This window comes from Rhizobium sp. BK418 (assembly GCF_004341105.1).
Lineage (GTDB): Bacteria > Pseudomonadota > Alphaproteobacteria > Rhizobiales > Rhizobiaceae > Rhizobium.
In genome coordinates this window covers 334,474-360,971 of the sequence record NZ_SLZK01000003.1, presented here as the reverse complement: position 1 = coordinate 360,971, position 26,498 = coordinate 334,474, and the positions used below count along the sequence as shown (strand labels likewise).

At 60.4% G+C, this 26,498-nt stretch carries 26 protein-coding genes; 10 read left to right on the top strand and 16 right to left on the bottom strand.

All coding sequences use genetic code 11. The annotated features are described in order from the left end of the window. Window positions 1-39 precede the first annotated feature (39 nt). Window positions 40-681: an HD domain-containing protein gene (locus EV281_RS13250; protein ID WP_132653560.1), complete on the bottom strand. Its 642-nt coding sequence runs from the start codon at window positions 679-681 to the stop codon at window positions 40-42. A 117-nt stretch (window positions 682-798) separates the two neighbouring features. On the opposite strand from EV281_RS13250, the gene EV281_RS13245 reads away from it, so the two are divergent. Further along, a complete protein-coding gene (locus EV281_RS13245) occupies window positions 799-1,770 on the top strand; it encodes a helix-turn-helix domain-containing protein (RefSeq protein WP_132653559.1) in 972 nt (323 codons plus the stop codon). Between the two features lie 4 nt (window positions 1,771-1,774). On the opposite strand, the gene glpK is transcribed toward EV281_RS13245, so the two are convergent. Continuing rightward, on the bottom strand, window positions 1,775-3,268 hold the full coding sequence (gene glpK / locus EV281_RS13240) for a glycerol kinase GlpK (RefSeq protein WP_132653558.1): 1,494 nt from the start codon (window positions 3,266-3,268) through the stop codon (window positions 1,775-1,777). 184 nt (window positions 3,269-3,452) lie between these two features. On the opposite strand from glpK, the gene EV281_RS13235 reads away from it, so the two are divergent. The 4 genes from EV281_RS13235 to xdhC all read left to right on the top strand — a co-directional run bounded on the left by EV281_RS13235 (window position 3,453) and on the right by xdhC (window position 9,096). Then, the gene (locus EV281_RS13235; protein WP_132653557.1) at window positions 3,453-4,229 is read left to right on the top strand and encodes a 3-hydroxybutyrate dehydrogenase; all 777 of its coding nucleotides are present in this window, start codon (window positions 3,453-3,455) and stop codon (window positions 4,227-4,229) included. A 28-nt stretch (window positions 4,230-4,257) separates the two neighbouring features. Next, the gene (gene xdhA, locus EV281_RS13230; protein ID WP_132653556.1) at window positions 4,258-5,724 is read left to right on the top strand and encodes a xanthine dehydrogenase small subunit; all 1,467 of its coding nucleotides are present in this window, start codon (window positions 4,258-4,260) and stop codon (window positions 5,722-5,724) included. A gap of 181 nt (window positions 5,725-5,905) precedes the next feature. After that, the gene (xdhB, locus tag EV281_RS13225; RefSeq protein ID WP_132653555.1) at window positions 5,906-8,242 is read left to right on the top strand and encodes a xanthine dehydrogenase molybdopterin binding subunit; all 2,337 of its coding nucleotides are present in this window, start codon (window positions 5,906-5,908) and stop codon (window positions 8,240-8,242) included. 2 nt (window positions 8,243-8,244) lie between these two features. After that, the gene (gene xdhC / locus EV281_RS13220; RefSeq protein WP_132653554.1) at window positions 8,245-9,096 is read left to right on the top strand and encodes a xanthine dehydrogenase accessory protein XdhC; all 852 of its coding nucleotides are present in this window, start codon (window positions 8,245-8,247) and stop codon (window positions 9,094-9,096) included. On the opposite strand, the gene EV281_RS13215 is transcribed toward xdhC, so the two are convergent. Beyond that, window positions 9,072-9,269, bottom strand: a complete 198-nt coding sequence (locus EV281_RS13215) for a hypothetical protein (RefSeq protein ID WP_132654290.1) — start codon at window positions 9,267-9,269, stop codon at window positions 9,072-9,074. The two genes, xdhC and EV281_RS13215, sit on opposite strands and share 25 nt — an antisense overlap. Window positions 9,270-9,369: 100 nt before the next feature. Here EV281_RS13215 and EV281_RS13210 point away from each other — a divergent pair, with 100 nt between their 5' ends. After that, a complete protein-coding gene (locus EV281_RS13210) occupies window positions 9,370-10,266 on the top strand; it encodes a LysR substrate-binding domain-containing protein (protein ID WP_132653553.1) in 897 nt (298 codons plus the stop codon). Window positions 10,267-10,301: 35 nt separating this feature from the next. Here the strand turns inward: EV281_RS13210 and EV281_RS13205 are convergent, their stop codons facing one another. Together EV281_RS13205 and EV281_RS31115 are read right to left on the bottom strand one after the other, a co-directional pair. Beyond that, a complete protein-coding gene (locus EV281_RS13205; protein ID WP_132653552.1) occupies window positions 10,302-10,634 on the bottom strand; it encodes a hypothetical protein in 333 nt (110 codons plus the stop codon). A gap of 481 nt (window positions 10,635-11,115) precedes the next feature. Next, window positions 11,116-11,268 carry a hypothetical protein gene (locus EV281_RS31115; protein ID WP_165911887.1) on the bottom strand — a complete coding sequence of 51 codons (153 nt, stop codon included), beginning with the start codon at window positions 11,266-11,268 and terminating at the stop codon, window positions 11,116-11,118. A 227-nt stretch (window positions 11,269-11,495) separates the two neighbouring features. Here EV281_RS31115 and EV281_RS13195 point away from each other — a divergent pair, with 227 nt between their 5' ends. The 3 genes from EV281_RS13195 to EV281_RS13185 all read left to right on the top strand — a co-directional run bounded on the left by EV281_RS13195 (window position 11,496) and on the right by EV281_RS13185 (window position 15,281). After that, the gene (locus EV281_RS13195) at window positions 11,496-12,734 is read left to right on the top strand and encodes a urate hydroxylase PuuD (protein ID WP_132653550.1); all 1,239 of its coding nucleotides are present in this window, start codon (window positions 11,496-11,498) and stop codon (window positions 12,732-12,734) included. Then, window positions 12,731-14,053 (top strand): guanine deaminase, encoded by a 1,323-nt coding sequence (gene guaD / locus EV281_RS13190; RefSeq protein ID WP_132653549.1) that lies wholly within the window; start codon window positions 12,731-12,733, stop codon window positions 14,051-14,053. The genes EV281_RS13195 and guaD overlap by 4 nt, the downstream gene beginning before the upstream one ends. An 85-nt stretch (window positions 14,054-14,138) precedes the next feature. Beyond that, window positions 14,139-15,281, top strand: coding sequence for an alpha-hydroxy acid oxidase (locus tag EV281_RS13185; protein WP_132654288.1), 1,143 nt, complete (start codon window positions 14,139-14,141; stop codon window positions 15,279-15,281). Window positions 15,282-15,283: 2 nt separating this feature from the next. Here the strand turns inward: EV281_RS13185 and EV281_RS13180 are convergent, their stop codons facing one another. From EV281_RS13180 to EV281_RS13135, 10 genes are all read right to left on the bottom strand, one after another. Then, window positions 15,284-16,024 carry a metallophosphoesterase family protein gene (locus EV281_RS13180; RefSeq protein ID WP_132653548.1) on the bottom strand — a complete coding sequence of 247 codons (741 nt, stop codon included), beginning with the start codon at window positions 16,022-16,024 and terminating at the stop codon, window positions 15,284-15,286. Window position 16,025: 1 nt separating this feature from the next. Further along, a complete protein-coding gene (gene uraH, locus EV281_RS13175; RefSeq protein ID WP_132653547.1) occupies window positions 16,026-16,382 on the bottom strand; it encodes a hydroxyisourate hydrolase in 357 nt (118 codons plus the stop codon). Further along, complete coding sequence (locus tag EV281_RS13170; RefSeq protein ID WP_132653546.1) at window positions 16,379-16,879, bottom strand: ureidoglycolate lyase; 501 nt, start codon at window positions 16,877-16,879, stop codon at window positions 16,379-16,381. Before EV281_RS13170 ends, uraH begins: the two co-directional genes overlap by 4 nt. Before the next feature lie 4 nt (window positions 16,880-16,883). Further along, the gene (locus EV281_RS13165) at window positions 16,884-17,246 is read right to left on the bottom strand and encodes a HepT-like ribonuclease domain-containing protein (RefSeq protein ID WP_132653545.1); all 363 of its coding nucleotides are present in this window, start codon (window positions 17,244-17,246) and stop codon (window positions 16,884-16,886) included. Further along, window positions 17,243-17,533, bottom strand: coding sequence for a nucleotidyltransferase family protein (locus EV281_RS13160; protein ID WP_132653544.1), 291 nt, complete (start codon window positions 17,531-17,533; stop codon window positions 17,243-17,245). The genes EV281_RS13165 and EV281_RS13160 overlap by 4 nt, the downstream gene beginning before the upstream one ends. Before the next feature lie 57 nt (window positions 17,534-17,590). Beyond that, the gene (gene alc, locus EV281_RS13155; protein ID WP_132653543.1) at window positions 17,591-18,613 is read right to left on the bottom strand and encodes an allantoicase; all 1,023 of its coding nucleotides are present in this window, start codon (window positions 18,611-18,613) and stop codon (window positions 17,591-17,593) included. Continuing rightward, on the bottom strand, window positions 18,614-19,111 hold the full coding sequence (gene uraD, locus EV281_RS13150; protein ID WP_132653542.1) for a 2-oxo-4-hydroxy-4-carboxy-5-ureidoimidazoline decarboxylase: 498 nt from the start codon (window positions 19,109-19,111) through the stop codon (window positions 18,614-18,616). Beyond that, window positions 19,111-20,034 (bottom strand): allantoinase PuuE, encoded by a 924-nt coding sequence (gene puuE / locus EV281_RS13145; RefSeq protein WP_132653541.1) that lies wholly within the window; start codon window positions 20,032-20,034, stop codon window positions 19,111-19,113. The genes uraD and puuE overlap by 1 nt, the downstream gene beginning before the upstream one ends. A 99-nt stretch (window positions 20,035-20,133) precedes the next feature. Then, window positions 20,134-20,841 carry a DUF1045 domain-containing protein gene (locus tag EV281_RS13140; RefSeq protein WP_132653540.1) on the bottom strand — a complete coding sequence of 236 codons (708 nt, stop codon included), beginning with the start codon at window positions 20,839-20,841 and terminating at the stop codon, window positions 20,134-20,136. 116 nt (window positions 20,842-20,957) lie between these two features. Next, on the bottom strand, window positions 20,958-22,136 hold the full coding sequence (locus EV281_RS13135) for an FAD-binding oxidoreductase (RefSeq protein WP_132653539.1): 1,179 nt from the start codon (window positions 22,134-22,136) through the stop codon (window positions 20,958-20,960). Between EV281_RS13135 and mnmD the strand changes: the two genes are divergently transcribed. Beyond that, on the top strand, window positions 22,135-22,857 hold the full coding sequence (mnmD, locus tag EV281_RS13130; RefSeq protein WP_132653538.1) for a tRNA (5-methylaminomethyl-2-thiouridine)(34)-methyltransferase MnmD: 723 nt from the start codon (window positions 22,135-22,137) through the stop codon (window positions 22,855-22,857). The two genes, EV281_RS13135 and mnmD, sit on opposite strands and share 2 nt — an antisense overlap. Here mnmD and EV281_RS13125 read toward each other — a convergent pair. Next, window positions 22,851-26,267 carry a response regulator gene (locus tag EV281_RS13125; protein WP_132653537.1) on the bottom strand — a complete coding sequence of 1,139 codons (3,417 nt, stop codon included), beginning with the start codon at window positions 26,265-26,267 and terminating at the stop codon, window positions 22,851-22,853. The genes mnmD and EV281_RS13125 overlap by 7 nt on opposite strands. Between the last annotated feature and the right edge of the window lie 231 nt (window positions 26,268-26,498).

Below are 26,498 nucleotides of genomic sequence, written 5' to 3'. Positions count from 1 at the left end.
GCGCCAAAGCCGCCTGTCTCGGAATTTGGCGACTAGGATCTAGCCGACCCAGGCAGAGTTACGAATCACGCTACAGAAATTGCCGCGGTGGAAATGCGGCTCCTTGTCGGCCAGCACATCCGCCTTGACATTGCCAAAGGTCGTTTCCGGCTTGTGTTTGATGCCGTCGTAGAAGGTTTGGATGATATTCTCTTTGAAATGCGGCGTGCGCGGATGGGCATGCACCACCGCCTCGCGGTCGGCATCGCCGAATCCGTGATAATCGATCCCGAGCACATCCATCTCGACGCCTGCCGTCACCAGTGCCACGACCGGATGCATGTGCTGCGGAATGCCGGGCGTCGTATGCAGCGCGATCGCTGTCCAGACCGTATCGATATCGGCCTGTGAGATGCCATAACTCCTGAGGAAATCCCGGGCGGCATTGGCGCCGTCGACCTCGAAACGCTCATGTTCCGAACTGTGCTGATGCGTCAGCCCCATGTCGTGGAACATGGCGCCGGCATAAAGCAGTTCGGGGTCGAAATTCAGCCCGCGGCGTTTGCCCGAGAGCGCACCGAAATAATAGACGCGGCTGGAATGGTGAAAGAGCAGAGGCGATTCCGTATCCCGAACCAGTTCGGTAATGTCTCGCGCCAGCTTGCTGTCGGGAATGCTGATGCCACCAATCGTCAATGTCATCGTCTTTCTCCTTGATGGTTGATGTCAAGGAGAGTAAAAGCGGCGAAGTTTGTCAGCAATCGACGGAATCAGGCAATTTCTGCCAAAATCATTCCGTTGCAGACATGAGGCCAGCAGATGAAACCGAAGACCATTGCCATTCTTGCCGTTCCCGGCGTTCAGCTTCTGGATGTCTCTGGTCCGCTCGACGTTTTCGCCGAAGCCAATCTCCAGAGCGGCAGGGAGGCCTATCGCCCCATCGTGATCTCAGTCACGCACGGCCATATCCGCTCCTCCTCCGGTGTCCGGCTGGTCGCCGATTACACGATCGGGAACGAGATGGGACCGCTGGATACGCTGCTCGTGGCCGGTCGTCCGAATGCAGCAGAGACCGCGCCGGACACGAAACTGCTGACATGGCTCAGAAAGACGGCACCTAGTGCCCGACGCTATGGCTCCGTCTGCAGTGGCGCCTTCCTGCTTGCCGCCGCCGGCCTGCTCGACCACAGGCGGGTCACGACCCATTGGGCCGTTGCCGAGAGACTGAGAGGGACCTACCCCTTGGTGACCGTCGAAGAGGACGCCATCCACGTGGCCGACGGCGAGCTACGGACGGCGGCCGGTGTGACCGCCGGACTGGATCTCGCCCTCTCTCTCGTCGAGGAAGATCTCGGCCGCGAGGTGGCGATGCGAACGGCTGCCCAGCTCGTCATGTTCTTCAAGCGCCCCGGCGGTCAGATGCAGTTCAGCCGCAAGGGCGAAGCCGCCCCCGCCGGGCGATCGGCCCTGCAGGAGGTACAGCGCTGGATTGCCGCCAATCCGGCGGCCGATCACCGCGTGGCGGAACTCGCCCGCCGGATGGAGCTCAGCCCCCGCCATTTCGCCCGCCTTTTCCGCGATGAAGTCGGCATGACGCCGGCGGCCTGGGTGGAATCTACCCGCATCGCCGCTGCCCGCCGATTGCTCGAAAGCGGTCACGCGCCGAAACAAGTGGCCAGCGAATGCGGCTTTGCCGACGATGACACCTTACGCCGGGCCTTTGCCCGCCATCTCGGCGTGACGCCTGCAGAATACCGCAAGCAGTACGCCCACATGAGTTCGGCGAGCTAACCGATCAAAGCTCGCTCAACGTCCGCTTCACAGCATTCTTCCAACCGCGTAGCTTCGCGGCGCGGGTTTTCTCGTCCATTGATGGTTCGAAGCGCCGCGCCCGCTTCCACGTCGAAGAGAACTTCTCGCGATCCGGCCACACACCGGCCCTGCTGCCGGCAAGCCAGGCAGCCCCGAGCGCCGTCGTCTCCAGGATCACCGGGCAATCCACAGGCGCTTCCAAGAGGTCGGCAAGCCGCTGCATCGTCCAGTCGGAGGCAACCATGCCGCCATCGACGCGCAGGACTGTATCGTCAGTGCCGTTCTTCCAGTCTTTCTGCATGGCCTCCAGGAGGTCGCGCGTCTGATAGCAGACGGCCTCCAGCGCGGCGCGCGAAAACTCCGCCGGGCCGCTGTTGCGCGTCAAGCCGTAGATCGCCCCGCGCGCCTTGGCATCCCAATGCGGCGCTCCAAGCCCGGTGAAGGCCGGCACGAGATAAACCTCCTGTGTCGGATCCGCTGTCTTTGCCAACTCATTGGTATCGGATGCTTTATCGATGATGCCGAGGCCATCGCGCAGCCACTGAACCGCCGCTCCTGCAATGAAGATCGAGCCCTCAAGCGCATAGGTCGTCTCACCATCAAGGCGATAGGCAATGGTGGTCAGCAGACGGTTCCTCGAGCGGACCATATCGCTGCCTGTATTCAGGAGAGCGAAGCAGCCGGTGCCGTAGGTCGATTTCAGCATGCCCGGCTGGAAACAGGCCTGACCGATCGTTGCCGCCTGCTGGTCGCCGGCAACGCCGAGGATTGGGATAGCGGCGCCGAAAAGCTCCGGATCGACAGTGCCGAAATCATCGGCGCAATCCTTGACCTTGGGAAGCATGGCGGCCGGCACGCGCAGGATGTCGAGCAGATCCTCGTCCCATTCATTCGTCGCGATATTGAACATCAGCGTGCGCGACGCATTCGTCGCGTCGGTAACGAAGCTCTTGCCGCCGGTCAGCCTCCAGATAAGGAAGGTGTCGATCGTGCCGAAGCAGAGGTCGCCGCGCGCCGCTCTCGCCCGCGCACCCTTCACGTTGGCAAGCATCCAGGAAAGCTTCGTTCCGGAGAAATAGGGGTCGAGAAGGAGGCCGGTCTTCTTCGTGAAGGTGCGCTCCAGATCCTGCCGCTTGAGATTGTCGCAATAGCTGGCCGTGCGCCGGTCCTGCCAGACGATGGCGTTCTGGATCGGCTTCCCGGTTTCGCGCTCCCAGACGACGACTGTTTCGCGCTGGTTGGTGATGCCGAGTGCTGCAATATCCTTTGCCGTCACCTTGGCCTCGCGCAGCGCCATATTAATTGTGGAAACCGCTGAATCCCAGATTTCCTCGGGATCGTGCTCCACCCAGCCGGAGCGCGGATAGAACTGCGTGAATTCCTTCTGGCCCATGCCGGCGATCTTCATGTCGCCGTCGAAGACGATCGCCCGTGTCGAGGTCGTTCCCTGATCGACCGCCAGAATATATCCACCCATGCGATTCCTCCCGCTCACATCCTGTTGTCGCGGCAAATCAATAGGGCAGGTCCGGCTGGCTTGGAAGGGCGTAAGTGTTGGCATTGCCCATCGACGACTTCCCGATTGTCAGCCTGCCGGCTTTGGGCATAACCTCGCTCCAACGCTGCGACGCAGCATCTCTCGCATCAACGGAGGAAGAAGCATGAGCAGAACAGTCGTCGTCACCGGCTCCACCAGCGGCATCGGACTTGCAATTGCCGCTGCCTTTGCCGCCAGGGGCGACAATGTCGTCATTAATGGCTTCGGAAAAGTTGAGGAAATCAACGATATAATCGAGCGCCTTGAATCATCGTCGAAGGCAAAGGCGATCTACCACCCGGCCGACATGACGAAGCCCGCCGAGATCGCCGACCTGATCGAAACCGCCGGCCAGACCTTCGGGACGATCGATGTTCTCGTCAACAATGCAGGCATCCAGCATGTCGAAAAGATCGAGGATTTCCCGATCGAGAAATGGGACCAGATAATCGCCATCAATCTGTCCAGCTCTTTCCATACGATGCGCGCTGCGATCCCGCTGATGAAAGCCAGGAAATATGGCCGCATCATCAACATCGCCTCAGCCCACGGCCTGGTCGCATCGCCCTTCAAATCTGCCTATGTAGCAGCAAAACATGGTATATTAGGCTTGACGAAGACGGCGGCCCTCGAGCTTGCCGAATTCGGTGTGACGGTAAATGCCATCTGCCCCGGCTATGTGCTGACCCCGCTGGTCGAAAAGCAGATCCCGGATACGGCCAAGGCGCGCGGCATGACAGAAGAACAGGTGAAGACCGAAGTCATCCTCAAAGCGCAGCCGACGCATGAATTTGTCAAGGCCGAGGAGATCGGCGCACTCGCTCTCTACCTTGCAAGCGAGGAAGCCCGGCAGGTAACCGGCACGCATATCTCGATTGACGGGGGCTGGACAGCGGCATAACCATTTTGGAAAAACAACCGGGAATATCATGAACGACAGCATCCGCTTCATCCTCAATGGCGAGGACGTTTCCCTTGACAACGTCCGGCCGACTGAGACTCTCCTCGATTTTCTGCGGTTGAAGCGGCGGCTGACGGGTACGAAGGAAGGCTGCGCCGAGGGTGACTGCGGCGCCTGCACCGTGCTGGTCGGCCGGCTGATCGACGGCAAACTCTTCTATGAAACCGTCAATGCCTGTATCCGTTTCATCGGCTCTCTGCATGCGACCCATGTGGTAACGATCGAGCATCTCGCAGCCCGGGACGGCACGCTGCATCCGGTGCAGCAGGCCATGGTCGATTGCCACGGTTCGCAATGCGGCTTCTGCACTCCGGGCTTCGTCATGTCCCTTTATGGTCTCTGGCTCTCCAACGAGAAGCCGGACCGCGCGGAGATCGAAAAGGCGCTCCAGGGCAATCTCTGTCGCTGCACCGGCTATGAGCCCATCGTCAAGGCTGCCGAGCAGGTGAGCCTGCACCGTCCGAGCACGCTCTTCGATCCGCTTGCAAAGACCCGCGCCGAAATTATCGCCCGCCTCTGGGCCATGCAGGCATCCGAGACGCTGACGATCACATCCGAGGAGGGCCGGCTGATCGTGCCGCGCTCGGTCGAAGCGCTGGCGAAGATCCTCGCAGCCGAGCCGACGGCGACGATCGTCGCCGGCTCCACCGATGTCGGTCTTTGGGTGTCGAAGCAGATGCGGCAGCTGAACCCGGTCGTCTTCATCAATCATCTGACGGAGCTTCAGTCGATTGTCGCAGGCGAAACCGGCATCACCATCGGCGCCGGCGTCACCTATACTCGAGCCTTGGCGACGATCGCCCGGAAAATCCCGGCCGTTGCCCGCCTCATCACCCGCATCGGCGGCGAGCAGGTGCGCAACATGGGCACGATCGGCGGCAATATCGCCAACGGCTCGCCGATCGGCGACAGTCCGCCGCCGCTGATTGCGCTCGGCGCACAACTGACCCTGCGCTCCACCGCAGGCACGCGAACGCTGCCGCTCGAAGATTACTTCATCGCCTATGGAAGGCAGGATCGCAGGCGGGACGAATTCGTCGAAAGCCTTTTCGTGCCCTATCCGGCTGCAGACGCCAAATTCGCCGTCTATAAGATCAGCAAGCGCCGTGACGAGGATATCACCGCCGTCCTCGGCGCATTCCATCTGGTCCTGGATGAAACCGAGCATGTCGTTGACATCCGCATCGCCTACGGCGGCATGGCGGCAACGCCGAAGCGCGCCCGTACTGTCGAAACCGAACTGATCGGCAATCCCTGGAACGAAGCAACCATCGAGGCCGCCCGCCCCGCATTCGATGCCGATTTCCAGCCGCTGACGGACTGGCGCGCAACTGCCGAATACCGCCAGCTGACGGCCAAGAACCTGCTGACGCGCTTCTATCTCGAAACTGTCGGCGCGCCCGCCGAACTGAAGCGGTTCGAGGAGGTTGCCTGATGAAGATGGTACACGCTGGTTCCGTGTGGCCCCCTCATCCGCCCTTCGGGCACCTTCTCCCCGGGGGGAGAAGGGGGAAACGAGACCGCGCGGCATCCCTTTCTCCCCAGCGGGGAGAGGGTGGCGGCAGCCGGATGAGGGGGCCACACGGCACCACATCTCATCACGAAGGAGCCATCTGATGGACAAGTCCACCTTCGAGGATCGCAAGCTCATCAACGGCCAGATGCACGCCTCGCTGCGCCATGATTCAGCGCATAAGCATGTCATCGGAAGTGCCGATTATATCGACGATATTCCGGAACCGTCCGACCTGCTGCACGGTGCGCTCGGCCTGTCCGATCGCGCCCATGCCGAGATCGTCGCGATGGATCTCTCCGAGGTCCAGACCTATCCCGGCGTCGTTTGGGTCTTCACCGGCAAGGATATTCCCGGCGTCAACGACATCAGCTCGAACGGCAGTCATGACGAACCGCTGCTCGCCGAAACCAAGGTCGAATTCCACGGCCAGCCGATCTTCGCTGTCATCGCGCAAACCCGCGAGATTGCGCGCCGCGCCGCCCGCAAGGCGAAGATCGAATATCGCGACCTGCCGCACTGGAGCGACATCGACGGCGCGATTGACAATGGCAGCCCGCTCGTCATCACGCCGATGACGCTGAAGCGTGGCGAACCGGAAACGGAAATGGCCAATGCCCCGCGCCGGCTGACCGGCCGCATGCGCATCGGCGGCCAGGAGCATTTCTATCTCGAAAGCCACATCGCCATGGCAATCCCTGGCGAGGACGATGAAGTCGCCGTCTGGTCCTCCACCCAGCACCCAAGCGAAGTCCAGCACATCGTCGGCCATGTGCTGCACATTCCCTCGAATGCCGTCACCGTCAATGTGCGCCGCATGGGCGGCGGCTTCGGCGGTAAAGAAACGCAGGGCAACCAGTTTGCGGCCCTCGCTGCGATCGCAGCCAAGAAACTGAAGCGCGCCATCAAGTTCCGTCCGGATCGCGACGAGGACATGAGCGCAACCGGCAAGCGCCACGATTTCCGCGTCGATTATGAACTCGGCTTCGATGACGAAGGCCGCATCCACGCCGTCGACGCCACCTATTCGGCCCGCTGCGGCTTCTCCTCCGATCTCTCAGGCCCCGTCACCGACCGCGCCCTCTTCCATGCCGATTCCAGCTATTTCTACCCGCATGTGCATCTGACCTCGCAGCCCTTGAAGACGCACACCGTCTCCAATACCGCCTTCCGCGGGTTCGGTGGCCCGCAGGGCATGCTCGGTGCCGAGCGCTTTATCGAGGAGATCGCCTATGCCGTCGGCAAGGATCCGCTCGATATCCGCAAGCTGAATTTTTACGGCAAGCCTGGCTCCGGGCGCACGACGACGCCCTATCATCAGGAGGTCGAGGACAATATTATCGCCCGCGTGGTCGAGGAGCTCGAGGAAAGCGCCGATTACCGCGCCCGGCGCAACGCCATCGTCGCCTTCAACCGCGACAACCGCTATATCCGCAAGGGCATCGCGCTGACGCCGGTCAAGTTCGGCATCTCCTTCACCATGACCGCCTTCAACCAGGCCGGCGCGCTCGTCCATATCTATCAGGACGGCTCGATCCACCTGAATCATGGTGGCACCGAAATGGGCCAGGGCCTCTATACCAAGGTGGCGCAGGTTTTGGCCGATAGTTTCCAGGTCGATATCGACAAGGTGAAGATAACGGCCACGACGACCGGCAAGGTGCCGAACACCTCGGCCACCGCCGCCTCCTCCGGTTCGGACCTGAACGGCATGGCCGCCTTCGACGCCGCCCGCCAGATCAAGGAGCGGCTGGTCGCCTTTGCGGCGGAGAAATGGGGCGTCCCCGCCGACGAAGTCGTCTTCCTGCCGAACCGCGTTCGGGTCGGCGATCTGGATATCCCCTTCCCTGATTTCATCAAGCAGGCCTATCTAGCCCGCGTCCAGCTTTCGGCCGCAGGCTTCTACAAGACGCCGAAGATCCATTGGGACCGCAAGGCCGGCCGCGGCACACCCTTCTACTATTTCGCCTATGGCGCCGCCTGCTCCGAAGTTTCGATCGACACGCTGACCGGCGAATATCTCGTTGACCGCACCGACATCCTCCACGACGTCGGCCGCTCGCTGAACCCGGCAATCGATATCGGCCAGGTCGAGGGCGCCTTCGTTCAGGGCATGGGCTGGTTGACGACCGAGGAGCTCTGGTGGGATGACAAGGGCCGCCTGCGCACGCATGCGCCCTCCACCTACAAAATTCCGCTCGCCTCCGACCGGCCGAAGATCTTCAACGTGCGCCTGGCCGAGTGGTCTGAAAACGCAGAAGCCACAATCGGCCGTTCCAAGGCCGTTGGCGAACCGCCCTTCATGCTGGCCATATCAGTGCTGGAAGCGCTCTCCATGGCGGTCGCCAGTGTCGCCAACTACCGCGTCTGCCCCCAGCTCGATGCGCCTGCCACGCCCGAACGTGTGCTGATGGCGGTCGAGAGGATGAAGAGGGTGTAACAATGACGCGGCGCGAAATCCTTTCCGGTTTTGTGCTCAGCAGCGACTTCCGCTCCTTCCTTGCCTTGCAACCCGATGCAGTGCTCGTCGAGGTAACGGGTACGCAAGGTTCGACGCCGCGCGAGGCCGGCACCTTCATGCTGGTTTCGGCAAAGCGCGTCTGGGGCACGATCGGCGGCGGCCATTTTGAATTCATCGCCATCGGCAACGCCCGCCAGATGCTCGCTGGCACCGGCGGCACCGATGTCATGGACATTGCCCTTGGCCCCGAGATCGGCCAGTGCTGTGGCGGCCGCACGCAGCTGCGCTTCCGGCGCGTGACGGATGCGGTGAGCGATGAACTCGAGAAGAAACAGGAAGATGAAGCGGAACGTCTGCCCGAGGTCTATGTCTTCGGTGCCGGCCATGTCGGCCGTGCCCTAGCGGCAGCCCTTGCTCCGTTGCCGCTTTCGGTCACCGTCATCGAAACCCGCCGGGATGAGCTTGCCAATCTCCCGGTCTCGACGAAAAGCCTGTTAGTGCCGATGCCCGAGGCTCTGGTGAAGGATATCCCCGCCGGCGCAGCACTTGTCATCCTGACCCATGACCATGCGCTGGATTTCCTCATCGCCAGCGAAGCGCTCGCCCGAACCGATCTTGCCTATGTCGGCATGATCGGTTCGGCGACCAAGCGGGCGACTTTTGCAAACTGGCTTTCCCGTGAGGCAGGTGGCGAGCGTTCCTGGCTTACTCGTCTGACGCTGCCGATCGGCGGATCGGCTGTGAAGGACAAACGGCCCGAAGTGATCGCCGCCATGACCGCTGCCGAAATCCTCGCCGCGCTTGCGGCCTATCGCGAGCCATCTTCCTCATAGCGCGGTTCGCGCCCGTCGAGAAAACCAAGATCACGCTTGATACGATCGGGCGTGACGTCCATATCGAGCCGAGGCATCCGGCTGCCGATCCCACCGATCAACCGTCGGACAACGATGGTGATCAATGCCTCTCTTGCGGAAGAATTGCTCTCTTCGATAGTTTGGCAATTCATGACATCACCTCGATAGTTTGATGAGATGATTGCAGTTTGCCGAGAAAAATGCTGCAATTCCAATCGAACTTCCGTCTGCGCCCATAAAGAGAACTTATCCATGAAACTGTCGAAGCAGTTCCCGCTGAATGCGCTGCGCGTCTTCGAGGCCGTGGCGCGTCTCGGCAGTTTCACGAGAGCAGGTGATGAACTCGGCATGACGCAGACCGCCGTCAGCTATCAGATCAAGCTGCTGGAGGAGAACATCGGCGAACCCCTCTTCCTGCGCCGCCCGCGCCAGATCGAGCTGACGGAAGTGGGCGAACGGCTGGCACCAAAAGTGTCGGATGCTTTCGCCATTCTCGCCGAAGCGATGGCTTCGCTGCGCAAGACGACCGAGGAGACGCTGACGATCCATTCGACCGCGACCTTCGCCCAGCAATGGCTATCGCGCTACATTGGTGCGTTCCAGCTGCAGTTTCCCAATATTGCCGTCAGGCTTGTCACATCTGGCACAATCGTCGACTTCCAGAAGGAGGCTGCCGATGTGGCGATCCGCTGGGGCCGCGGCGATTGGCCGGGCCTGATCAGCCATCGGCTGATGAAACTCGATTACTCCCCTATGCTGAGCCCGAAACTCGCGGCCGAAATCGGCGGCATCCACGAGCCGGCGGATCTGTTGAAACTGTTCCTGATCAGCGCCGGCGATTCCTGGTGGGCCGAATGGTTTGCGGCGGCCGGCGTCAAGGATGCCGATCTCTCGCGCTATCCGAAAAGCGAATTCGGCACCCAGATCCTCGATGCCAGCATCGCGATCGCCGGCGGCGGTGTTGCGATGCTCAATCCCGGCCATTTTCAGGACGATGTCGCTGCGGGTCGGCTTTACCAGCCCTTCGAACTGACGGGTAATGACGGGCGCGACTATTGGCTCGCCTATCCCGAAAATAGACGCAACGTGCCGAAAATCAGAAACTTCCGGAAATGGCTGCTGGAGAAATTCAATGTCGAGCAGGATTGAGCTCGTCGCGCCAGGGCGACAGATCTAGATCTCGCTCAGAAGCCCATATCGGGCGCATAGAAACATCGCGGCGTATCCTCGTTAGGGAACAGGCAGAGGTGGTAATCGCTATCGCCCGAATGCATCGCCTTTGTCATCGGCAGCAAAAAGACATGATCGCGGGTAACAAGCCGGTGATCCCCGGGCTTCAACGTCAGCAGATAGCCATCGGGGGTGATGGCCACGGTCTTGGACGGGATCATCTGGCAATCGCCGTTATGGGCATTTCCGTTGCAACAATAGGGGTCGTAACTCCAACCTGTAGCGGCGTCGTGGGCTGTCGCAAACGACGCATATGCAATCATCACGCATGTCAGAATGCTTCGCATGGGCATCTTCTCCGTCGATGAATGCGCCGCCAGTGTCGTGCGGTTTCCACCTCATCCCGGCGGCCAAGGTTTAAAAACTGTAACCCAAATTTCACATTTCAAGGAATCGCCTGCTCCACGCCGGCGCATTCGCAGTGGATAAAATGTCGCAGAAATCCGCCATTTTTTAAGGCATGCCACTGACAATCCAGCGCCGCAGCGCAGCATTCAGCGCGATTGCGACCGCAAATTGCGTGGATATGAAAGCTCAGATGGAAGAGCCGATATGCCTTTGGCCGGTTCATGCGCGACCTCGGCAGTGGAATGCCGCAGCGGGATGGCCAGCCAGTCCCACTCAGCCAGCGCGCGATCGTTCTGCTCAAGGCGCTGCTCGACGCCAGTGGGCGCCCGTTCGGAGAGGGCGCCGGTAGCGATCGCGCGTCTGCGCAATGCACCCGGACAGCGGCGTCGACCGATGCAGCTGAACACCCTGATCCGTGGCCTAGTGCTTCTTCTGCTGCTGCTCGGCAGCCGCGACGCGGTTCAGCATCGCCACCATCTTTTTCTTGATGGAGCCGTAGGTGCCGAGCTCAAAATTGCAGCTGAAGCAGGTGATGATGTCGCTGTCGATCGGCTGCGGGCGCGGAAACTTCATGCGCGTGTTCCGGCATTTCGGGCAAGGGACTTCGATCTGCATATTTCAGCGGCTCCTTAACAGCGTCTTTGGCGATGCCTTAGCATAAATGCCGAACCCGGCAAGCTCTTCCTGCCCCGCATGCTCTTCCTGCAATGTCCACCGTGGCAAGAAACCCACGATCCCCCCTTTCCTCGCGCCGGAATTTCTCGCAATCTCACGAGTCGGAAAAAGAACAGGGGAACTGAATGTATGAATATGCCATAGCCTGGGAGTGGCTGGCCTTTGCGGCGCGCTGGTTCCATGTCGTCACCGCGATCGCCTGGATCGGGTCGTCCTTCTATTTCATCGCGCTCGACCTTGGTCTGGTGAAGCGCCCGCATCTGCCTGCGGGCGTCCATGGCGAGGAATGGCAGGTCCATGGCGGCGGCTTCTACCACATCCAGAAATATCTGGTGGCGCCGGCCGAGATGCCGGAACATCTGACCTGGTTCAAATATGAGAGCTATTTCACCTGGCTCTCCGGCTTCCTGATGCTCTGCATCGTCTATTATGCCGGGGCCGATCTCTTCCTCATCGACCGCCATGTGCTCGATATTTCGAAGCCGGTCGCCATTCTGATCTCGCTGGCATCGCTTGGCCTCGGCTGGATCATCTACGACCTGCTCTGCAAATCGCCGCTCGGCAAGAACACCTGGGGCCTTATGGCGGTTCTCTATGTCGTGCTGGTCTTCATGGCGTGGGGTTATACGCAGGTTTTCACCGGCCGCGCCGCCTTCCTGCATCTTGGCGCCTTCACCGCAACGATCATGTCGGCCAACGTCTTCATGATCATCATTCCCAACCAGAAGATCGTCGTCGCAGACCTGATCGCCGGCCGCACGCCGGACGCCAAATACGGCTATATGGCCAAGCAGCGTTCCCTCCATAACAACTACCTGACGCTGCCCGTCATCTTCTTCATGCTGTCGAACCACTACCCGCTGGCTTTCGGCACCGCCTTCAACTGGGTGATTGCCGCACTGGTCTTCCTGATGGGCGTCACGATCCGCCACTGGTTCAATACCACGCATTCCCGCAAGGGTCGGCCGACCTGGACCTGGATCGTCACCGTCGTGCTCTTCATCCTCATCATGTGGCTGTCGACCGCGCCGAAGATCCTGACCGGCGAGGATCAGAGTGCATCCGTGGCACCCGCCTTCCAGCAATTTGCCGGCGATCCGCATTTCCCTGATGTCAAGCAACTGATCAGCACGCGCTGTTCCATGTGCCACGCGGCAGAGCCGGCCTATGAAGGTATCGCCCGGGCACCAAAAGGCGTAATCTTGGAGAATGACGCGGAAATTGCCGCTCATGCGCGCGAAATCTATATACAGGCGGGCCGCAGCCATGCCATGCCGCCGGGCAACGTGACCGATATCACGCCCGACGAGCGCAAGCTGCTCGTCGCCTGGTTCGAAAGCGCAGTCGAAAGCAAACAAGAATGACCACAACACTCCTGCGCGGGCGCCTGCTCTCCTTCCGCCGTGCCCCGCTCAGCCTCGCCGATAGCGAAAGTTATTTCTATGAGACGGATGGCGGCCTGTTGATCGAGGACGGGATCATCGCCGCAGCCGGCACCTATGCCGATATCAAGGCGAAGGCACCTGAAGGCGTCAATGAGGTCGATCATCGCCCGCATCTCATCCTGCCGGGCCTGATCGACATGCACCTGCATTTCCCGCAGATGCAGGTGATTGCCTCCTATGCCGCCAATCTCCTTGAATGGCTGAACACCTACACCTTTCCGGAGGAATGTCGCTTCGTCGAAAGCGACCATGCCGAGAGGATCGCCACGCATTTCTACGACGAGCTGATCCGCCACGGCACGACGACGGCCGCCGCCTATTGCTCGGTTCACAAGACCTCAGCCGACGCCTATTTCGCGGAAGCCGTGCGCCGCAACATGCGCATGGTCGGCGGCAAGGTGATGATGGACCGCAACGCACCGCAGGGCCTGCTCGACACGCCGCAGATGGGTTACGACGAGACCCGCCAGGTGATCGCCGATTGGCACGGCAAGGGCCGCAACCATGTCGCCATCACGCCGCGTTTCGCTATCACCTCCACGCCGAAGCAGATGGAGGCGACGGCCGCCCTCGCCCGCGAATTCCCCGACCTGCACATCCAGACGCACCTCTCGGAAAACCACGACGAGATCAAATTCACCTGCGAGCTCTACCCCGAGGCGACCGACTACACCGATATCTATGCCCGCTATGGCCTGCTTGGGCCGAAGAGCCTCTTCGGCCATGCCATTCATCTGTCGGACCGCGAAGCAGACGCCATGAGCGAGAGCGGCGCAATCGCCGTCCATTGCCCGACCTCTAACCTCTTCCTCGGTTCCGGCCTCTTCCCGTTGAAGGCGCTCGCCCGCCGCGACAAGCCGGTCCGTATTGGCGTTGCCACCGATATCGGCGGGGGCTCCAGCTATTCCATGCTGCGCACGATGGACGAGGCCTACAAGATCCAGCAGCTTCTGGGCGAACGCCTGAACCCGCTCGACAGCTATTATTACATGACGCTCGGCAATGCCGAGGCGCTGTCGCTCGCCGATAGGATCGGCACGCTGGAATCGGGCACCGACGCCGACCTCGTCGTTCTCAACGCCGCCGCAACGCCGGCCATGGCGCTGAAGATGGACGTGGTGAAGACGCTTTCCGAAGAGCTGTTCCTGCTGCAAACCATGGGCGACGACCGTGCTGTGGCCGAGACCTACGTGGCTGGCGTGGCGATGAAGGCCAAGCTTTCCGAACCTGCCGCCTAATATAAAAACGGCCCTGAAATCAAATAGCAAAGGGCCGAAAAAGCATGGTACAGGAGAGAACCCTCCAGATATGAAGGTTCTCTTCATGGCCAAGCCGCTGACCATCGACGATCTCAAGAAAATGGCCCAGCGCCGCGTGCCAAAGATGTTCTTCGACTATGCGGACTCCGGCGCTTGGACAGAATCCACCTATGCAGCCAACGAGGCCGACTTCCGCGACATCAAGCTGCGCCAGCGGGTTCTCGTCGATATGACCAATCGCACGCTTGAGACGACGATGATCGGCCAGAAGGTCTCCATGCCAGTGGCCCTCGCTCCGACCGGCATGACGGGAATGCAGCATGCGGACGGAGAAATGCTGGCGGCGCGCGCGGCGGAAGAATTCGGCGTGCCCTTCACGCTGTCGACCATGAGCATCTGCTCGATCGAGGACGTCGCCTCGGTCACGACCAAGCCTTTCTGGTTCCAGCTCTATGTCATGCGCGACAGAGGTTTCGTGGTTGATCTCATCAACCGCGCCAAGGCCGCCAGATGCTCTGCGCTGGTGCTGACCGCCGACCTGCAGATCATCGGCCAACGTCACAAGGATCTGCGCAACGGCCTCTCGGCGCCGCCGAAATTCACGCCGAAACATATCTGGCAGATGGCGACGCGCCCCTTCTGGTGCGTGGAGATGATGAAGACGAAACGGCGCAACTTCGGCAACATCCTCGGCCACGCCAAGGGCCTTGCCGACCTTCCCTCGATCACGACCTTCGCAAACGAACAATTCGACCCGCAGCTGTCGTGGAAAGATGTCGCCTGGATCAAGGAACAGTGGGGTGGGCCGCTGATCATCAAGGGCATTCTCGATGTCGAGGATGCGAGGCAGGCAGCCGAAACCGGCGTCGATGCTATCATCGTCTCCAATCACGGCGGCCGCCAGCTCGATGGCGCCCCGTCTACGATCAGCATGCTGCCGCGGATCGTCGATGCCGTCGGCGACCGTGTCGAAGTGCATATCGATGGCGGTATCCGCTCCGGTCAGGATGTGCTGAAGGCCGTGGCGCTCGGCGCGCGCGGCACCTATATCGGCCGCCCCTTCCTCTATGGCCTCGGCGCCATGGGCAAGGAGGGCGTCACGCTGGCGCTGGAGATCATTCGCAAGGAGATGGACATCACCATGGCGCTCTGCGGCAAGCGCGACATCAAGGACATCGACTCCTCGATTATATTAGGACGCCAGTAGGATCAGGGCATTCGGCCGGTCGCGAGTGCAGCAGCCCATTCCAGGCGTCCATTGGCCTTTGCCAGCGCCGACATGGCCATATTGTCATAGCGGACGTTGCGGAATTGCGCTGTCCAGCCGGCAGCGGATCTTTCCAGCACCGCATAACTCGCCATCGCATGGCCGGTTTCGACCTTGTGCGGATACGGTTTGTCGTCGTCATAGGCTGGGCAGCCGACGCTGCCGGGATTGACGATGAGACGACCACCGGAAAGCGCCACCATGCGCGGAATATGCGTATGGCCGCAAAGGATCAGCGGCGCATCGATACCCTCTGCCAGCGCCTCGATCTCCGCCTGCGGCCGCAGCACGACGCTGCCATCGGCGATGGCCATATCCAGCCAGTAGAGATTATCGTCCGCAGGCGTCGCGTGGCAGAGATAGATTTCGTTCCTGTAAATCTGTTCAGCCGGCAGCGACCGCAGCCAATCAAGATGCTCACCATTGAGCTGTGCATGGGCAGCGGAGTCAGAGAGATGCATATCCTCCGGCCGCTTCTCGATCAGATATCGATCATGGTTGCCACGCACGGTCGGAATGGAAAGCGACAACAGCCGGTCCGCCACTTTGCCTGCCTCCAGCGGACCGCTGAAACAATCACCGAGATTGACGATATCGGTAATTCCGTGTGCCGCAATATCGGCAAGCACCGCTTCCAGCGCCGGATAGTTGCCGTGAATATCGGCGATGGCAGCAAAGCGCATGTCAGCTGCCCCGATAGGTGGAATAGCCATAGGGCGAGATCAGCAGAGGCACATGATAATGCGCCGACGTATCGGCAATGCCGAAGCGGATCGGCACGAGATCGAGGAAGGCCGGATGCGGCAGCGGCGTGCCGTTTGCCCGTAAATAGTCGCCGGCATGAAAGAGCAATTCATAGGTTCCGGCGCGAAAGCTCTCACCAATCAGCATCGGCCCGCCATCGACGCGGCCATCGGCATTGGTCTCGACGGACTTGAGATGGTGGCGAGCCTCACCCTCGATACGGAAGAGATCGATCCTCAGCCCCTGTGCCGGCTTGCCAAGAGCCGTGTCGAGAACATGCGTGGTCAGTCCGGTCATAGCTCTGGCTCTCTGATGATGAAGGGATCTTCGAAGAAAAATTCTTCCAGGTTGTTGCCCGGCCCGTCACGGTCGACAACCAGAAAATCGCTCGGCTCACCGAGAGCCATCAGCGGATGGTGCCAGACATTGCGGCGGTAATTCACGCCCTGATCCCCACGTGCGAGAAAGACCTGCGGACGGCCCGGACGACCACCTTCATCCTCAGAAACAACCACGAGGAAGGGGCGGCCCGATATCGGCGAGAAACTCTGGCTGCCGAAAGGATGTCGCTCCATCATGCCGAGCTCATATGGGAAAGCCCGCGGCTGGCCGCGAAAGAGATTGATGATGACCCGCGCACCCTCGCCCACGGCTTCAGGCGCCGCAAGCGCATGAAAACGCTCGGTATTGCCGCCATTGATATAGCGCATGGTCGTCGGATCGGCTCCGATCACCTCGCCGAACGGTGCGAAGGCGGATTTGGTAAGGGGCTGGATTTCGAGATATTGGGACACGGTGTTATTCGCCCTGAACGCGCCAGTGGCGAACATTTTCAAGTTGGGAAACCAGAGCCGGAAGGTCGGTTCTTACCGTCTGCCAGATGACGGGCAATTCTGCCCGATAATAATCGTGAATGATCAAATTTCGCATGCCCTTGATCCGGGTCCACGGAATTTCCTGATGATCGTGGATAAAGCCGGGGTCGCCTGCCGAAATTCGGGCTGCCGCTTCGCCGACGAGGACTAGCGACATCGTCACCGCCAATTGAGTGCGGATATCATGGAGAAACTGTTCCTGGCTCATGCCCTCTGTCAGGTTGAAGGCCTGTTGCGCGGCCTCCCGCATGCGATCCACATGTTCAAGAAGACGCTCGCGGCTCATATGGCGGAGGCTTCCGACAGGACACGATGTTTGATGCGCTCCGGCAATCCACCCGCAGTAACCAGATCCACCTTGATCCCCAGAATATCCTGCAATTCCTCCAGCAATCCGCCAAGATCGAATAGTGTCGTCCCTGGCAGTGCATCGACAAGAATGTCCAGATCGCTGTCCGGCCGATCCTCACCGCGCGCAACCGAGCCGAAGACACGCGGGTTCGCCGCGTTGAAGCGTTTGGTCGCTTCGCGGATCGCCTGCCTGTTCCTTTCCAATACTTCCGACGGTCTCATTGCGGCATCACTCCTGATGCCGCAAATATAAGGGACGGGGCTGAAAGAGGAAAGAACTCAAGCCTTCACCCCAAAGAGCCGAAGACGCATCGTGCCGCCGTCCGGATGCATAGCGTAACGCACGTGCGTGATCGAGCCGATATCGGCTATCGCATCGCTGCCATATTCGTGGATGTGATCCATCTGCAGCTTGCTGCGCGGCAGGATCGGCTTCCAGTTTTCCGATGCGGCGATATCGGCCTCAGACAAGGTGTCGCCGAGATCGGGCAGATACGCACCGAATAATTCGCAGGTGTCGGGGAAATTGCCCTTGAAGAAGGCGGTATCGACGATCACGCGCTTGATCGTGCCGGCATGGCCGAGGCGGATGATCGCCCAGTCGTGACCGGGGCCGCGGCGCCGCTTGGTTTCCCAGCCGTCGCCCATATTGAGGCCGCGGCCGGGACCGAGCATCTTGTCGGGATGGCCGTAATGCGCATCCGACCAGGCAAGCGATTTTGCACCGTTGAAGATATAGGCAAGATCGACCTCCTCGGTGGGACCGACCTTCGACCAGTCGAAATAGGCAGAGCCGTAGACACGAAGACGCGCCACGCCACCATCCGGATAGATATGCAGGCGCAGATGCGTCCAGATTTTTTGCTTGTCGGCATTTTCGAAGAAATGATGCGCGCTGGAGCCAAGCGGCGACTTCGGCAGAATTTCGATCCATGCCGTCGCATCGGTTGGATCGCCGCTCTCGACGAAGGCAGCTTCGATGGAGCAATGCGGCGGGTAATTGCCGGTAAAAAAGCTGGTATCGACATCGAAGCCGAAGATGCGGCCTGGCATGGCGAGCTTGACAATTGCCCAGTCGTGGCCGGGAACGCGCTTGCGGCGGCTTTCCCAGCCGTCCATGTACTTGCCGTTGTCGTCGTAAAGATCCGGATCGAAGCTTGCCGGCACATCCTGCAGCATGCGCTCTAGCGGCGCGAAGAACTCGTCCGTGGCATAAAGCCCCTTGGCGCCGAGACGGGCCGAGGCGAGGTTGATGGCGCCGTTGGCAAAGGCCGGCAGGCTGGTATCGGTCGTATCGGTCATTCAGGTCTCCGAAAGCATGGATGTCAGGCGCAGCAGCGCGATCTTTTCGACCTCGGCTGCCGCAGTCACGAATTCTTCGTCGCTGGTATTGTCGATCCGTTTTTCGAAAGCGGCGAGGATATCGTCCTTGTTCAGCCCCTTCACCGCGATGATGAAAGGAAAGCCGAATTTCTGCGTATAGGCGGCATTGAGCTCGGTGAAACGGGCGTGCTCTTCAGGGTTCAACCGGTCGAGCCCGGCGCTCGCCTGTTCCTTTTTGCTCTCTTCAGTCAATTCACCCGATATCGCCAGCCTCCCGGCAAGATCGGGATGAGCGCGCAAGACGCCGAGACGCTCCTCCTTGCTTGCCGCACGGAAAATGGCGACGAGCTCCGTGTGCACGCGGTCCACCGTCAGCTTTTCACCGACAAAGCCGTCATCATAGGCTCGCTCTGCGATGAAGGGCGAATGCTCGAAGACGCCGCCGAAGCGGGACACGAATTCACTACGCGAAATCATCAGATCGTCTCCGGCTTATGGTTCGCATGCCAGTGCTGTGCAATCTCGATGCGGCGCGGGATCCAGACCTTGTCGTGCTTCAGCACATATTCCATGAAACGCCTGAGCGACGCCGCACGACCCGGCCGGCCGACGAGACGGCAATGCAGGCCGACGGACATCATTTTCGGGCTGCCTTCCTTGCCCTCTTCATAGAGCGTGTCGAACGCATCCTTGAGATAGGTGAAGAACTGGTCGCCGGAATTGAAGCCTTGCGGCGTGGCGAAGCGCATGTCGTTGGTTTCAAGCGTATAGGGAATGATGAGGAAAGGCTTTTCGTCGATGCCTTTCACCCAATAGGGCAGATCGTCGGCATAAGAGTCCGACGAATAGAGGAAACCGCCCTCCTCCTGCACCAGCCGCAACGTATTATCGGAGGGCTTGCCCTGGTACATGCCGTAGGGCCGCTCGCCCGTCAGCTCCGTATGCAGCCGTACGGCTTCCTGAATGTGCTTGCGCTCCAGTTCCTCAGAGAAATCCTTGTACTCCAGCCAGCGATAGCCGTGGCTGGCGATCTCCCAGCCGGCTTCCTTCATGGCGGCGACCGCTTCCGGGTTGCGCGCCATCGCGAGAGTCACGCCATAGACGGTCGCTTGAACCTTGAGATCGGTGAAGAGACGCCAGAGCCGCCAGAAACCGGCGCGGGAGCCGTATTCGTAGATCGACTCCATGTTGAGATTGCGCTGGTTCGGCCAGGGCTGCGCGCCGACGATCTCCGACAGGAGATTTTCCGAAGCCGAATCGCCGTCAAGGATAGAGCTTTCGCCACCCTCTTCGTAATTGATGACGAACTGCACTGCGACGCGTGCCTCGCCGGGCCATTTCGGATCGGGCGTGGCGCGCCCATAGCCGACGAGATTACGCGGATAGGTCTCGGATACCATCAAATCACCTTCTGAAAAGACAGGTGAAACGGTAGCATCCACGGGCGGAATGTCGAGCCGTAAAACTGCGGTATCGCCTTTCGGCCTTCAGCGCGCGCCTCAGGCGATCTTGCGCGCGCTCACCTTGCCCATCGGGTGCAGCGAGTGCACGCGGAATGGTCCGCCGGTACCTTCCTCGATCATCAGCGCCACATTCGAGACCGTCACCGGTTCGAGCAGCACGGCGTCGAAGACAGAGCGTAGCGCCTGTTCGATGCGCGGCATGTCGACAGCGTTGACCGGTCCCGTAACCGGCATATGGAAGCGGAATTCATCCATCACGTAGGGGTTGCCCCAGCGATGCAGATTGGCGAATTGCGCCGCCGAAAGACCGTCCGGATCGCTGCGTTCGATATCCGCTTCACTTAGCGGCGCGCGGAAACGATCGAACTCCTGAACGATTGCCGAGGCAAGATAGTGAACCTGATCGCAGGGTCGGATCGGAGAGAGGCTATAGAAGGTGCCGAGGCGCGCAACCTCCAGACGCGGAATCTGGAAAGGCGTAAGCGTCCCGCAAAATCGCATCAGATCGCGCAGGAGTTGCGATTCGGAAACCTCTGAAGAGAGGTGGAAAGGAGCCTTCAACACGCCATGGAACCCGTAGCGACGCGGCACTGCCGTATGAAAGGCGATCTCGTGGATACCGAGACCGCGGACTGCCGGGGGCTCGACCATTTCGCCTGAAAATACGTTGCGGCCAAGCCAATTGGCGGCCACATGCGAGAGCGGATCGCTCGCTGATGGCGTGAAGCAAATGGCATAGCGCATGCAATTTCCTCCAACTGATTGAGGTGAGCGCGGATCACATTCCGCGCTTTCGATGCGCAAGCAGATAGGTGATTTGCATGACAGAATAACGAAACGGAGCGGCTTCTAATTCACGTTTAACGTGAAGAGACTGCGATGTGGTTTGAAATCGCAAAGCTTTCCGGCAATAAAAATTCTGCATTTGCATCGCTTGCAATGCATATTGCCGCTTCCGCCAGCCGGTGCGCGAGCCCGAAACTGACTTTGAACCCGCCGGTCAGGGCGATGAGATTCTGACTCTCGGGATGTGCGCCGACCATCGGATCTCGATCGATCGCCTTGGGCCGCAGTCCGGTCCAGCGCTCGACAACTGGCGCGTCGCGCAACGCGGGCACCATCTCGCGCGCGGCTTCAATCAGCGCGTCGAGCTGTTCATCCGTGGAAAAGGGATCGGCAAAGCTGTTCTCGCTGGTGCTGCCGACAGCCACATGTCCACCCTCATGCGCCACTACATAAAGCCCGTCTCGGAAGATGGTCGGCAAGCCAGGGTCGATATCGGCGGCAAGCAGCGCCGCCTGGCCTTTCACAGCCTGGCCGAGAGGACGTTGCAATCCCGTCGTCAGGGTCGCGAGCAAGGGAAAGGAGCGATGCCCGGCAGCAAGGATGCTGCGCCCGAAAGCGATTGTTCCGCCCTCGATCGCCGCAGTCCCCCGCGCCGGATCGAGCTTCGTTATCTCCGTATTCTCGAGCACGCGCACATGCCGTGCCGTCAGCAAGAAGGCCTTGAGGGCAGCAACCAGCCCACGGGGCGCAACACGAGCGGCAAGCGTGTCGTGCACGAAACCGCTTTCGCCGGCGGCCGGGTCGAGCCAGCCTTCACCCGGCGGCCGGTCCAGCACATGCCAATGGAAACGCCGTTCTCCCGCTCTCCAATAAACCTCGGCATCAGCGGAATGGCCAAGCGCGATCTTGCGCAGATGCGGCTTTGGCAGCGGAATAAGCCGGCCGGAGCGCCTATAACCGGCCGAAAGGCCGGTCGCCTCCTCAATGGTGGCAATCTCTGCCTCTAGTGAGACCAGCGCATCGAACTGGAACTGCTTCTTCGCCGACCAGCGATCCGGCATATGAGGCATCAAGGCGCCGAGCAGCCCGCCGCTCGCTCCGCTGCCGAGATGTCCGGCATCGACAAGCAGAGTTTTCATGCCGCGACGCTCGGCGTGGACGGCCGCCCATAGACCCATAATGCCACCACCGACAATCAGAAGGTCGATGGATGATTGACCCGAGACCGGGGCGGGACTATCGGCTTTTTCCATGACAGATATCAATCCCGATCAGATCGGCGCGGGCAAGCCGCAGCCCCTCGAATGGCGCGACGGCGATATGCCCTATTCGACCGCCTTTGGCGACCATTTTTATTGCCAGACCGATGGAAGGCTGGAATGCGGTCACGTCTTCCTCGCCGGCAATGGCCTGCCCGAACGGTGGAATGGTCGCCCGAGTTTTCTCATCGGCGAACTCGGCTTCGGCACCGGACTGAATTTCTCGGAGACCTGGCGCCAATGGAAGCTCCATCGCCAGCCCGGTCAGCATCTGCATTTCATGTCCTTCGAACTCTATCCGATGCGCCGCGAGGAAATCGATCGCGCACTGGCCCACTGGCCCGAGATCGATGCCGAAAGACAGGCGCTGGCAGCCGCTTGGCCTGATATGCCCGAAGGCATTGTCTCTCTCGATTTGGACAGCCAGACGAGGCTCAGTGTTGTCTGCGGCCGTGCACTCGACGGCGTCGCTGCAGCGGCTCCCGGATTTGACGCCTGGTATCTCGACGGCTTCGCTCCCTCCCGCAACAGCGATATGTGGTCGGAAGAACTGATGCGCCTCGTCTGCGAGAAGACCACTGCCGGCGGACGCTTCGCCACCTACGCGGCTGCGGGTTTCGTGCGCCGCAATCTCGCGGCGGCCGGCTTTGTTGTCGAGCGGCGCAAGGGTTTTGCCGGCAAGCGGGAAATGCTCTGCGGAGTAAAGTCTCAGTAACCTGAGCGGCCCGGCTGCATTTGGCCGTAACCAAGCCACTGGCGGATCTTGTCTTCCAGAAGCTCCGGACTGATCGGCTTCGACATATAGTCGTCCATACCGGCATCGAGGCAAAGCTCGCGGTCGCTTTCCAGCGCATGCGCGGTGACGCCGATGATCGGCACGCGATGGCCCTGCCCCTGCTCCTTCTCGCGAATCAACTTGGTCGCCTGATGACCGTTCATGATCGGCATCGAGACGTCCATCATGATGAGCCGCGGCGTATGCCGCTCCCAGGCCTCCACGGCCTCCTCGCCATTATTGACGACGACGAAAGAAAGCCCGGTTCCCTGCAGGATCTGCGTGAAGACGATCTGGTTGACCTCATTGTCTTCGGCCACGAGAACATCGACGAAATCTGCTGCCCGTTGTCGCGGGGCCGGAGCCGGAGCTGCAGGTGGCGGCGGCACCTCCGCCTCCTTCTGCAGCCGCGCGATCTCCGCTTCGGACGCCTGTTTGACGCGGCTTGCACGCACGACCTCGACGACCGTATTGCGCATCACATTGGCGCGCGCCGGCTTCATCAGATACGCATGGCCGTTCAGCGCGGCAAATTCCTTCTCGGTGCCGGAAATATCCATCGACGTCAGGAAAATGATCGGCAGATCCACGAAGCGGCTGTCTGCGCGCAGGCGGCGCGCGACTTCGGCGCCATTCATCTCGGGCATGTGATAATCGAGCACGACGGCATCGACCTTGATGCCAAGATCGGCGGCGGCTTCCAGAATGGCAAAGCCGGTGGAGCCATCTTCTGCAGCAACGCCATCGAAACCCCAGAGGCTCAGCTGTTCGGTCAGGATACGGCGATTGACCTCGTTGTCGTCGATGACGAGGATGCGCGCACCCTGCACATTGATCGGCAGCGGCTTCGGCTCGATACGGGCGGCAGCGACCGCAAAAGGCAGCTGGACGGTAAAGACCGAGCCCTTGCCCCATTCGCTGTCGACATTGATATAGCCGCCGAAGAGATCGACAAGGCCGGCGGTGATCGCAAGGCCGAGACCTGTACCCTCATGCCGTCGGGTCGAGGAAGAATCGACCTGCGAGAACTTGTCGAAGACCGACTCCAGCTTTTCGGGCGGAATGCCGATGCCGGTATCTTCGATGCGCACGTTGACCATGATCTCGCCGCCGGCAGAAGGTTCGAAGCCGACATCCACGAAGACATGGCCGCGTTCGGTGAACTTCACCGCATTGCCGACGAGATTGGTAACGATCTGCCGAAAGCGCCCGGCGTCGCCGATAACGGCGGCAGGCAGATCGGGCGCAGCACGCACCAGAAGCTCGATATCCTTTTCTGCTGCGGGTGAGGACAATAGCGTCGCCACGTCCTCGACGGCCTCGACCGGATCGAAAGCCGCCTTGCGCAGCTTCATCTGTCCGGCATCGATCTTCGAGAAATCCAGGATGTCGTTGATGATCGTCAAGAGCGCATTGCCGGACTTGACGATGATGTCGACAAAGGTCGTCTGGCGGGTATCGAGATTGGTTTTGGCAAGCAGTTCCGCCATGCCGAGCACGCCATTCATCGGAGTGCGGATCTCATGGCTCATATTGGCGAGGAATTCCGATTTGGCGCGATCCGCAGCCTCGGCACGCGACAGAAGCTGCGTCAGCTCCTCCTCACGCTGCTTGAGGTCGGTGACATCGGTAAACAGTGCCACCCAGTGCTGCCGTGTGCTGACGGTGGCTTCCATATTCACCCAGCGCTCGCCCCCGACGTGGAAGACGGTGGAGATCGGCTGACGGGCCGCGATATTGGCGCGCCACTCTTCCAGCGTTTCGACCGCCTTGTCGTGGAAATCGCCGCGATTGGCGCAGAACTGGAAGAGGTCGATCCAGCCTCGGCCCGCTTCGGTGAGCTCGGACGGAATGCGCAGCACGTCGGCGAGCCCGTCATTGGAGAGCCTGATCACGCCGTCCTGGACGATTGCCAGCCCCTGCGACATGGCGTGCGTCGCATCGCGCATCATCTCGCCGAGGCTTTCCAGTGCTACGCGCGCCTCTTGGATTTCCTGCTCGCGCTCGCGCACGGCAGAAATGTCGGAATAGGTCAGCAGGATACGGTTGGAGGAAATGCGCCTGGAGTCGAAGATGACTGACTTGCCGGCAGCCCAATCGAGCTGGATCGGCTCCGGATTTGCAGCCTCGAACAGCCCCTTGCGGAAAGCATAGATCTCTTCGGGCGTCTGCGTGTCGCCGTAGCGGCCGAGCTCGTAATTGCGCTTGACGACGTCGATGAAGGGTCGCCCGTCGAAGCGATCGTCGAGCGGCAGTTCCCAGATGTTGTAGAACTCGTCGTTGACGTAGAGAATCGTGTGATCGTTATCGAGGATCAGCACGCCGACCGGTAGCGAGCGCAGGATGCTCTCGATCTCCTGATGCAGCGCTTCCTCATGCTGGCGCGCCTCGATCAGTTCCTTTTCACGCGCTTTCAGTGACGTGATGTCAGAGAAGGAACCGACGACATACCGCCTGCCGTCAGGCGTGACGACGCGGTTGACGCGGGAGATCACCTGGAAGATCTCGCCGTGGATATTCGGCAGGGTGCTCTCGATCTCGGTCAACACGCCGTTTTCCAGCGCCTGCTGGTTTTCCCGATAGATCGCCTCTCCGGCTTCCTGCCCAAACATGTCATGCTCGGTCATACCGAGCGCCTTGGAACGGGCATGGCCGGTGAAGGTCTCGTAATACTGGTTGGCATAGACCAGCCGGTGATCCTCGTCGCGCACGAAGGCGGCGACCGGAAGATCCTCCATGATGGTGCGCAGCAGGTCGCGCTCCCGCACGCTCTCATGCCAAGCGGTCTCGCCCGCCGGCGCGGGTTTGCTGCCATCTGGCGCATACCTGCTGCCATCGGGCGCATACCTGCTGCCACTGCGATAAGCGGCATTGACGATCAGCGGGCGGCCATCATCGGCAAAGATGCCGATCGGATGATCGAAATTTTCGAGCGTCTCACGGATACGGCCGAGATCGGCCGCCATCGTATCGGCGATTTCGGGAATGGCATGGCGTGGTTCGCGCGCTTCGAAAATCCCGAGCACATAGGCCCGATCCTGCGAGGGCGAGAAGCTCTCGATCAGCACCCGCTCATGGCTGAAGCCGGCCGCATCGAAGGCGATGGCGTTTTCTTCCGTGCCGAAAACCAGCGCACGGCGCTCGCGGTCCTCGCGCTCTTCCTCTTCCGGCCGGTCGAAGAGTTCGCGGCTGCGCCGCCCGATGAAATCAGAGATTTCGCGGCCGAAAAACCGGGCATAGGCCTCGTTGACGGCGACATAGCGCAGTTCGCTGTTCTTGACATAAGCAGGGGTATCCAGATCAGCGATCCGGCGACAGGCCAATTCCAAGAGTTCCCCGCTCGAATTCAAAAAATCTTCACTCCCGCAACGAACGAAATATCCCCTACAACAACTATAACGCCAAGGCTTTTAACAAGCTGTTAACCATAAAATTCCGAGGCGAGAATTCGAAGCCGGCTCATGAGGTTGATGAATCAGAGTGGCAACAAAGGCTTGCACGAAGCTGAAAAGACTCGAAATTCACGGGAGAAACATCGGCAGCCCAATTCGAGAGCGACGATTATGGAGAAAATTTAATTC

What these genes read in the sequence shown, in the direction of transcription:
- EV281_RS13250 (WP_132653560.1), bottom strand. Translation starts at nt 681, where the DNA reads ATGACATTGACGATTGGTGGCATCAGCATTCCCGACAGCAAGCTGGCG.
- EV281_RS13245 (WP_132653559.1), top strand. Translation starts at nt 799, where the DNA reads ATGAAACCGAAGACCATTGCCATTCTTGCCGTTCCCGGCGTTCAGCTT.
- glpK (WP_132653558.1), bottom strand. Translation starts at nt 3,268, where the DNA reads ATGGGTGGATATATTCTGGCGGTCGATCAGGGAACGACCTCGACACGG.
- EV281_RS13235 (WP_132653557.1), top strand. Translation starts at nt 3,453, where the DNA reads ATGAGCAGAACAGTCGTCGTCACCGGCTCCACCAGCGGCATCGGACTT.
- xdhA (WP_132653556.1), top strand. Translation starts at nt 4,258, where the DNA reads ATGAACGACAGCATCCGCTTCATCCTCAATGGCGAGGACGTTTCCCTT.
- xdhB (WP_132653555.1), top strand. Translation starts at nt 5,906, where the DNA reads ATGGACAAGTCCACCTTCGAGGATCGCAAGCTCATCAACGGCCAGATG.
- xdhC (WP_132653554.1), top strand. Translation starts at nt 8,245, where the DNA reads ATGACGCGGCGCGAAATCCTTTCCGGTTTTGTGCTCAGCAGCGACTTC.
- EV281_RS13215 (WP_132654290.1), bottom strand. Translation starts at nt 9,269, where the DNA reads ATGAATTGCCAAACTATCGAAGAGAGCAATTCTTCCGCAAGAGAGGCA.
- EV281_RS13210 (WP_132653553.1), top strand. Translation starts at nt 9,370, where the DNA reads ATGAAACTGTCGAAGCAGTTCCCGCTGAATGCGCTGCGCGTCTTCGAG.
- EV281_RS13205 (WP_132653552.1), bottom strand. Translation starts at nt 10,634, where the DNA reads ATGCGAAGCATTCTGACATGCGTGATGATTGCATATGCGTCGTTTGCG.
- EV281_RS31115 (WP_165911887.1), bottom strand. Translation starts at nt 11,268, where the DNA reads ATGAAGTTTCCGCGCCCGCAGCCGATCGACAGCGACATCATCACCTGC.
- EV281_RS13195 (WP_132653550.1), top strand. Translation starts at nt 11,496, where the DNA reads ATGTATGAATATGCCATAGCCTGGGAGTGGCTGGCCTTTGCGGCGCGC.
- guaD (WP_132653549.1), top strand. Translation starts at nt 12,731, where the DNA reads ATGACCACAACACTCCTGCGCGGGCGCCTGCTCTCCTTCCGCCGTGCC.
- EV281_RS13185 (WP_132654288.1), top strand. Translation starts at nt 14,139, where the DNA reads ATGGCCAAGCCGCTGACCATCGACGATCTCAAGAAAATGGCCCAGCGC.
- EV281_RS13180 (WP_132653548.1), bottom strand. Translation starts at nt 16,024, where the DNA reads ATGCGCTTTGCTGCCATCGCCGATATTCACGGCAACTATCCGGCGCTG.
- uraH (WP_132653547.1), bottom strand. Translation starts at nt 16,382, where the DNA reads ATGACCGGACTGACCACGCATGTTCTCGACACGGCTCTTGGCAAGCCG.
- EV281_RS13165 (WP_132653545.1), bottom strand. Translation starts at nt 17,246, where the DNA reads ATGAGCCGCGAGCGTCTTCTTGAACATGTGGATCGCATGCGGGAGGCC.
- EV281_RS13160 (WP_132653544.1), bottom strand. Translation starts at nt 17,533, where the DNA reads ATGAGACCGTCGGAAGTATTGGAAAGGAACAGGCAGGCGATCCGCGAA.
- alc (WP_132653543.1), bottom strand. Translation starts at nt 18,613, where the DNA reads ATGACCGATACGACCGATACCAGCCTGCCGGCCTTTGCCAACGGCGCC.
- uraD (WP_132653542.1), bottom strand. Translation starts at nt 19,111, where the DNA reads ATGATTTCGCGTAGTGAATTCGTGTCCCGCTTCGGCGGCGTCTTCGAG.
- puuE (WP_132653541.1), bottom strand. Translation starts at nt 20,034, where the DNA reads ATGGTATCCGAGACCTATCCGCGTAATCTCGTCGGCTATGGGCGCGCC.
- EV281_RS13140 (WP_132653540.1), bottom strand. Translation starts at nt 20,841, where the DNA reads ATGCGCTATGCCATTTGCTTCACGCCATCAGCGAGCGATCCGCTCTCG.
- mnmD (WP_132653538.1), top strand. Translation starts at nt 22,135, where the DNA reads ATGACAGATATCAATCCCGATCAGATCGGCGCGGGCAAGCCGCAGCCC.
- EV281_RS13135 (WP_132653539.1), bottom strand. Translation starts at nt 22,136, where the DNA reads ATGGAAAAAGCCGATAGTCCCGCCCCGGTCTCGGGTCAATCATCCATC.